The organism is Vicinamibacteria bacterium, assembly GCA_035620555.1.
Taxonomy (GTDB): Bacteria; Acidobacteriota; Vicinamibacteria; order Marinacidobacterales; family SMYC01; genus DASPGQ01.
In genome coordinates, this window is sequence record DASPGQ010000018.1 from 1 (window position 1) to 7089 (window position 7089).

General features: G+C 62.7%; 8 protein-coding genes. 4 read left to right on the forward strand and 4 right to left on the reverse strand.

Going from position 1 to position 7089, the window contains the following annotated elements; all coding sequences use genetic code 11:
* On the reverse strand, positions 1–2168 hold a 2168-nt coding region (locus tag VEK15_00650), incomplete at its 3' end, for a protein kinase (protein HXV59171.1).
* Positions 2169–2247: 79 nt separating this feature from the next.
* Between VEK15_00650 and VEK15_00655 the strand changes: the two genes are divergently transcribed.
* Both VEK15_00655 and VEK15_00660 read left to right on the forward strand, forming a co-directional pair.
* The gene (locus VEK15_00655) at positions 2248–3138 is read left to right on the forward strand and encodes a M55 family metallopeptidase (GenBank protein HXV59172.1); all 891 of its coding nucleotides are present in this window, start codon (positions 2248–2250) and stop codon (positions 3136–3138) included.
* A gap of 5 nt (positions 3139–3143) precedes the next feature.
* The gene (locus VEK15_00660) at positions 3144–3578 is read left to right on the forward strand and encodes a DUF3052 domain-containing protein (protein HXV59173.1); all 435 of its coding nucleotides are present in this window, start codon (positions 3144–3146) and stop codon (positions 3576–3578) included.
* 21 nt (positions 3579–3599) lie between these two features.
* Here VEK15_00660 and VEK15_00665 read toward each other — a convergent pair whose 3' ends face one another.
* From VEK15_00665 to rocF, 3 genes are read right to left on the reverse strand one after another with little or no spacing between them, the layout of a single operon-like run.
* Complete coding sequence (locus tag VEK15_00665; GenBank protein ID HXV59174.1) at positions 3600–3914, reverse strand: tetratricopeptide repeat protein; 315 nt, start codon at positions 3912–3914, stop codon at positions 3600–3602.
* Between the two features lie 4 nt (positions 3915–3918).
* Positions 3919–4572 carry an alpha/beta fold hydrolase gene (locus VEK15_00670; protein ID HXV59175.1) on the reverse strand — a complete coding sequence of 218 codons (654 nt, stop codon included), beginning with the start codon at positions 4570–4572 and terminating at the stop codon, positions 3919–3921.
* Positions 4569–5486 (reverse strand): arginase, encoded by a 918-nt coding sequence (gene rocF, locus VEK15_00675; protein HXV59176.1) that lies wholly within the window; start codon positions 5484–5486, stop codon positions 4569–4571. The genes VEK15_00670 and rocF overlap by 4 nt, the downstream gene beginning before the upstream one ends.
* Positions 5487–5527: 41 nt before the next feature.
* Here rocF and VEK15_00680 point away from each other — a divergent pair, with 41 nt between their 5' ends.
* A complete protein-coding gene (locus tag VEK15_00680; GenBank protein HXV59177.1) occupies positions 5528–6487 on the forward strand; it encodes an alpha/beta hydrolase family protein in 960 nt (319 codons plus the stop codon).
* Positions 6488–6528: 41 nt separating this feature from the next.
* The coding region (locus VEK15_00685; protein ID HXV59178.1) for a hypothetical protein at positions 6529–7089 on the forward strand (561 nt) is incomplete at its 3' end.

The window sequence follows — 7089 nt, forward strand, 5'->3', positions numbered from 1 at the left end:
GACAGAAGCATCTGACGCGACTGTTCGATCCGGCGATTCGTCGCGAGGATGTCCATCGCGGGCATTGCGAACAGCTGCCAGTAAGGGAAGCGGGACTCTCCCCTCGCGAGTTGCAGGAGACGCTGGAATGCGGCACCGCCGTCATTCTCCGACGCCCGTAGTACCGTTTGGACGTCTCGAATCGCGCCGAACCACGCAGGATTGACCCGCCCCTCGTCCACCATGGGCTCGATCTTATCGAGGACAGACAACGCTTCGTCGAGACGGCCGGCGGTGTGCAATAAGTTGACCCGGGTGACCAGGCCCGTCGGGAACTCGGGCTCGATCGCAAGAGCTCGATCGATCTCGGTCAGGGCCTCCTCCGTGCGGCCAAGGCACGCCAACTCTCCTGCCGACATCATCGGAGCGTAGGTGTAGAGTGGGTCGAGTCGGGCCGATTCGCGACCGGCCTCCAACCCGAGCCGGCAACTTGGCAGACCGATGAGGAGGGCGATATGAGAGCGCGGAAACATGGGCGCGCCATGGACCGCTCGCAGAGCGCTTCGTAATACCGTTGCCCGCGCTCCTCCACCTTGAGCCGCCTCGAGGTTGGACAGCACGGCCCATGCGCGTCCGTTGTCCTCGTCGATCGTGAGCGCGCGACGCGCCCAGCGGTCGATCCGAGGGATGGCTTCATCGGGATCGAGTCCCGCTTCCAGCTTGAACTCGTAAAGCCACGATATCTCGGCCGCGGCGTCGGATAGCGCCGGATCCAGGCTAAGGGCCTCTTCGAAGGCCGAGAGCGACTGCTCGAAGTCTTCTTCATGATGAAGGTTGTTGAAGCGGTTGGAGTAATAAAGGCCGCGCTGGAAAGCCAGCTCCGCGCGAGAGCTCGCAGCGACCCCATGAACTGATGTCAGGGCAGCCGTTGGTCGGAGGCGTCGCTGTAATTCTTCTGCGGCATGGTGAACCAACTCCAGGTACCCGTCCCGCTCGCCCTCGTATTCGTTGCTCCACAGAAGTCGCCTTCCGTTCGCCTCCACCAATTGGACGTTGAGGAAGAGTCGTTCGGGTTGCGCCGTGACCGTCGACAAGACGAGCGCGCTCACCCGGTAGGTGCGGGCGATCCGATCGATGTCTCCTCCGAACCGTTCGATGTCGGCACTCGCCGGCGGGAGCTTGGTCTCGAGCCCCACGACCTGTGACAGATAAGTCGAAACCGTTTTGGGAATCGCATCGGCGAGAAAAGCGTCCTCGTCCGAGCCGACGACTTCGCTTGGAAGCGCGACGATGGATTGGATTTCTGAGGAGTCCGCTGGAGGCGCCCCGCGCTCTCGCAAGCCGATCAGAAACGTGACAGCGAGAGCTACCGCCGCTCCCGCCGCCAGGAGAACGGCTCGTCTCGAGGCCCATCTCCTGGGCGCCCGAGAACGAAGCTCGACCAATAACTCCTTCGCCGACTGGTATCGCTTCGCGGGGTCCTGGTCGAGACATTTGTCGAGCACGCGTCTCAAATCTGCAGAGACCGACAGAACGTTCGTTTCCACGGGCCGGCTCGTGTCGGTGAGCAACTCCCGGAGCACCATACCAGCAGAGTAAATGTCGGTGCGGGCGTCGGCAGGTCCACCAGCCCGCTGCTCGGGCGCCATGTAATGAGGCGTCCCGGCAAACGTCTGGGTCTCGAACCGGCTCATCGTTTCCGCGCTCTCGACAGGCTGACCCACGAGCTTCGCGAGACCGAAATCGAGAATCTTCAGGCGGCCGTCGGGCATGAGACGCAAGTTGGCGGGCTTGAGGTCTCGGTGGACGATACCGCGCTCGTGCGCCGCGATGAGGCCCGCAGCCAGTTGCTCGCCGATCTCGACGACCTCCCCCTCGCTCAACCCGCCCTCCATCACTTTCTCGTCGAGGGTAATCCCCGGAACGTACTCGACGACGAGAAAGTCGGTATCGTCTTGAGAGTCGAAATCGTGCACCGTCTGAACGTTCGGGTGGTTGAGCTTCGAAAGTGCCAGGGCTTCTTTACGAAAGCGGCTCCGTGCGGCGCCGTCGGCGATCCTCCCCGGAGGAAGGACCTTTATGGCTACGTCGCGCTCGAGGTGCTCGTCCCGGGCGCGATAAACTTCTCCCATCGCGCCCTCGCCGATCTTCTCGACGACGCGATAGTGGGCGAGCTTGCGGCCGATCATCCGAAGCCTCCGCGAACCGGATTATATACATACGTAGGAGAGCTTGCGTTTCGCGTCCATCCCCGATAGAAGTCACGCCATGCGATACCGACTCTCGTTCCTGTTGCTTGTTTCGTTAGGGCTGAGCCGAGGCGCCGACGCGCAGATCAAGATCTACGTATCCGCTGACATGGAAGGGGTCACCGGGGCGGTGACGGACGAACAACTCGGTCCCGATGGATTCGAGTATCAGCGGTTCCGCTCGTTCATGACCCAGGAGGTCCTCGCGGCGATCCGGGGGGCGCGCGCCGCGGGGGCCACCCAGATCCTCGTGAGCGACTCGCACGGAAACGGACAGAACCTCCTCATCGACGAGCTGCCCGAGGACGTACAGGTCGTACGCTCGTGGCCTCGGCCGCTGGGGATGATGGAGGGTATCGACGAGAGCTTCCACGCGGTGCTCTTCATTGGCTACCACAGCTCGACGTCGAATCCCGACGGAGTGCGGGCCCACACCTTCTCGAGCGCAACCCTTACTGACGTTCGACTCGACGGCCGCTCGGTCGCCGAAGCCGACTTCAACGCGGCGATCGCGGGTCACTTCGGCGTGCCCGTGGTCATGATCTCGGGCGATGACGCGATCGTGGCCGAAGCCAAGGCCAAGATCGGCGACCTGGAAGGGGCGGTCGTCAAGTGGGCGAGAAGCTTTCACTCGGCGCGCACGTTGACTCCCCAAGCCGGCTACAAGGTCATCGAAGCCGCCGCGAAACGGGGTGTCGAGCGGCGAAGCGAGATCCCTCCTCTCCGTTCGGCGGGACCGGTCGCGCTCGAGGTGAGCTTCAAGCACTATCGGCAGACCGAGCTACTCGCTTATCTCCCGATGGTCCAGCGTATCGACTCGCACAGCATCCGTTTCGAGGCGCGCGATATCCTCGAGGCGTCCCGCTTCATGCAGTTCGTGAACGGCTACCAACCCGGGCTCTCGCCTTAGTTGCCATGGCCGGTTACTCGGGTACGCCGCTCCCTCAGAAGCTCGGGATCAAGGAAGGCCATCGCGTCGGCCTGCTCGACGAGCCGGACGATTTCGCAAAAACCCTGGGACGACTGCCCCAGGACGTCTCGATCGTGCCTGCTAGTCGAGGACGCGATTTCGACATCGTTCTCTTCTTCGTGACCAACCCGGCGCGTCTTGCGTCTCGGCTTCCCACGATCAAGAAGAAGATGTCCCCCGAGACCGCGCTCTGGGTTTGCTGGCCGAAAAAGAGCTCGCCGCTCGCCACCGACCTCGACGAGAATGGGGTCCGCGCTGCCGGCCTCGCCTCCGGTATCGTCGACGTCAAGATCTGCGCGGTCGACGAGGACTGGTCGGGCCTGAAATTCGTCTACCGCGTGAAGGACCGGCCCCAGGTCAGCAAAGCTCGAAAGAAGTAGACGGGGGACCGCCGCTTCGACTCATCCGAGATCCTTCAACCGGTCCTCGAGCTCGTCGGCCATGCCGTCGTGGTGGTGCGATCGCGCCGAATCGATTCCTTTTCGGAGGGCCCAACGGGCCTCGTCGAGTCGGTTCAGCCTCCGATAGGCCTCGGCGAGAAGGCGGTAGGCGGCTCCCTCGTCAGAGTCCTTGCCTACGTAGGCCTCGAGCTCGTCCGCAGCTTCTTCGTACTGGGCGCTCTTGAACAGCTCGTTCGCGAGCATGTACCGCGTCATCGAATCATTGGGCGCCTTCGCCAACAGCTCGCGCAACTTCCGAACACGTTCCTCGGACACGGCCTCACCTCCCCGACACGAACTCGAGCACAGCCCGAAGGACCTCCGCATCGACTTCGGCTGCCGTCTTACCATACTTCTTGGGAACCTTGTGACCGTGATCGGCCCCCTCGACGAGATGGAGCTTCGCGCCCAAAGTTGCGACCAGCGGCTCGAGCAGATCGAGATCGGCAAAGGAGTCTCTCGTCCCGCTGACGAACAACATCGGCGCACGGATTGCCGCGAGGTGGTCCTTCCTCTGGCGGTCTCTCTTTCCCGGGGGATGGAGCGGATAGGCGAGGAACACGAGACCATCGCACGGGTAGCCCTCGGCAACGAGATGGGAAGCCATTCGTCCCCCCATCGATCGGCCGCCGAGAAAGAGCTTCGTCGGCCTGAGCTCGGCGCGGACCCAATCGGCCACCGATCGCCAGGTGTCGACGAGCGTCGTTGGCTTGTCGGGAGTACGCTTCTTGTTCTCAGTGTACAGAAAATTGAAGCGAACGGCGGTGGTTCCGGCCGCGGCCAGACTCATCTGGAGCGAAACGATGGAAGGCGTGTCCATCGTACCCCCTGCCCCGTGAGCGATGACGACGGTTGGTGCAGACTCCTTGCCGGCAATCGAGAGCGAAACGTCCCCGAGAGGCGTCCCTTCCCGGGAGACAACGGGAACCTTCACAGGATGCGCTGACCGAACGCGGAAGCCACCATCTCGACCGCGACTTCCGCCGTCGAGTTTCGGATGTCGAGAATGGGGTTCACTTCCGCGATCTCCATCGAGACGAGGCGCTCACTCTCGGCAACGAGCTCCATGACCGTATGCGTTTCCCGGTACGTGAGACCTCCGCGCACCGGCGTACCCACTCCGGGGGCGACGCTCGGGTCGATCACGTCCACATCGAAGCTGACGTGCATACCATCCGTCGATCGGTTCGCGATCTCGAGCGCCTCAGACGTGACGTCATAGATGCCGCGACGGTCGATTTGATCCATGGTGAATACCCGGAGACCGATGTCCTCGATGACACCTTTCTCGGCGGGATCGATGCTTCGGGCGCCGATGATGCACGAGCTCTTCGGATCGAGCTTCGCTTCGCCCTCGGCGAACCCCCCTATCTGCACCAGCTCTTTCGCACCACGGCCGAAGATCACCGCTTGCGGCATTCCGTGGATGTTGCCCGACGGCGACGTATCGGGCGTATTCGAGTCGCCGTGAGCGTCGAGCCAGATCATCCCCAACTTTTTCTCGCTCTTTCGAAAATGGGACGCGACCCCGGCAATCGTTCCGATCGCGATCGAGTGGTCTCCTCCCAGAACCATCGGAATCTCGCCCGCCGCCATCGCCCCTCCGACCCTCGCCGCCAGGTTCTCCATCGCCGACGCGATCTGCGGCAGATACCTCAGCTTGGGATCGTGGACCTCCAGTGTCTCCGGCTCCTCGACGAAGATGTTGCCATCGTCGGCGACTTCGTATCCAAGAGCTCGAATTCGCTCGCGAATCCCCGCCTTGCGCATGGCAGAGGGGCCCATGTCGACCCCACGTCGCCCGGCGCCGAGATCGATCCGCACCCCGATAACGCGAACCACGCCCATCTCGCAACGGAGTCTAGCACGGAGCATGCTAAGCTCACGACATGCTGAGACATCTGCTCGCATTCGCCGTCGTGCTGTCGGTCCCGGCGTTTCCCGCCTCCGGCCAACCGGGACAGTGGCTCCGCCAGTCCCGAGAGCCGATCGAGCTCCCCTCGGGATCCCGTGTCGAGTTTTCCACCATGCCCAGCAAGGCTCTGGGGGGTACGGGTGAGTTCAGCATCTTCTTCCCCCCCTCCTATGGCGACGGCGACAAGAGGTATCCCGTCGTCTATTTTCTCCACGGGCTCTTCAACGACCATACGAGCTGGACCTTGGACCACGAGGGCGACATCGACGGCCTCATCGACGCCTCGATGGCGAAAGGGACACTCCCGGAGATGGTTCTGGTTCATCCCAACGGAGGGCGAAGCTTCTATACGAATACCCATGATGGAAGCGTGCGTTACGAGGACTTCGTGGTGGACGAGCTTCCCGCTCATGTCGAGGCCAACTATCGCGTGCTCTCGGGACGAGCGCATCGCGCCATTTCCGGCACGTCGATGGGGGGCTACGGTGCACTCAAGATCGCGATGCGACATCCGGACCGGTATATCGCCGTGGCCGCTCACTCACCCATCGTGTTTCCCGTCGACAACCCGCTCGATGTGTCAGGCGGCAATGGAGGCGGACGCCAGTTCGAGTACATTCGCGAGGTCTTCGCCGTCGTCTACGGGAGACCATTCGACCAGACGTACTTCGACGAGAACAATCCCCTGAAGCTCGCGGCGCGGTCGAACTTGAATGAGCTCGGGATCTACTTCGACTACGGGACCGAGGACCGTTACGCCGACGCCATCGGGCTCGGGCGCGGACTCGAGAAGCTCGCCCAGGAGCTCGAGGCGAGAAAAGTCCCCCACCAGTTCGAGATTCACGAAGGCGAGCCTCATGGATGGGCTCTCGTCTTCGCTCACATTCCCGAGTCTCTCGCCTTCATCGCTCGCTACTTCGTCGGGGGCGGTTGAAGCCGCCATGAAGCAACGATAGGATGAAAGCATATCGGTCCATGAACGCCCGATCCTTCCTCCTGGCAACGATGATGCCCGCTGCGTTGCTCGCCTTGGGCCACTCGTGCGCCGTGAGGACGGTCGATGAGCTGGCCGACGTCACCGACGTCCAGTTCTCGGGGCTCATCCGAGAGATATCCGAAGATGGCGGGTACTTCTGGAGCAACAACTACATTTCCAACGAAACGTCCTACCAGCACGTCCTCGGACAGCTCGAGTCCATCCCGCTCGCGGGCGGCGTCTATATCGGCGTGGGTCCCAACCAGAACTTCACCTATATCGCGGCGACGCGGCCCGAGCTCGCCTTCATCGTGGACATCCGAAGGCAGAACATGCTGGAGCACCTGCTGTTCAAAGTGCTGATCGAGGATTCCGAGACTCGGGCAGAGTATCTCTCGCGCCTGCTGGGCCGGCCGCTGCCCGTTCCGCCCGCTCGCACCGCAACCATCGAGGAGATCGTGGCAGGCGTTCGCGCCGTCGCCCCGGACGAGGGCTTCTTCACGCGTCAGCTGGCCTTCGTCATCGACGAGCTTCGAGGGTTTCCCGAGCTCGCTCTGACC

Coding starts and splice junctions, on each gene's coding strand:
- VEK15_00680 (HXV59177.1), top strand. CDS start 5,528: ATGCTGAGACATCTGCTCGCATTCGCCGTCGTGCTGTCGGTCCCGGCG.
- VEK15_00655 (HXV59172.1), top strand. CDS start 2,248: ATGCGATACCGACTCTCGTTCCTGTTGCTTGTTTCGTTAGGGCTGAGC.
- VEK15_00660 (HXV59173.1), top strand. CDS start 3,144: ATGGCCGGTTACTCGGGTACGCCGCTCCCTCAGAAGCTCGGGATCAAG.
- rocF (HXV59176.1), bottom strand. CDS start 5,486: ATGGGCGTGGTTCGCGTTATCGGGGTGCGGATCGATCTCGGCGCCGGG.